The sequence below is a fragment of the Bradyrhizobium sp. Kon58 genome (assembly GCF_055807455.1).
On sequence record NZ_JBVVOT010000371.1, the window covers coordinates 1 to 286 of the forward strand.

At 57.0% G+C, this 286-nt stretch carries 1 pseudogene; it reads right to left on the reverse strand.

The window, feature by feature from the left end:
* A pseudogene (locus tag AC0L20_RS40825) lies at positions 1–286 on the reverse strand (hypothetical protein); the annotation flags it as partial.

A 286-nucleotide genomic window follows, 5' to 3' on the forward strand; every position in this document is an offset into this window, starting at 1 on the left:
ATCAGTGATACCGCCCTCCCTTGCCACGCATGATTTCGCTCCCACTCCTCCTGAAGAGCAGCAAAGCCGGACGCCTTGTGCCGATCCAGGTAGCGCTGGAGCTGCAAGCCGACCTGAGCTACTAAGGCGTTACGGTCAGCGGCAGCACCCGTCTCAAGCTGCACCGACGTCCATTGCTGGTCAACCTCGTCAGCTTTCTGCATATTCACGTTGACGCCGATGCCGATAACCACGTGACAGATATCTGCTGGATCACCCACCAGCTCTAACAAGATCCCGGCAATTT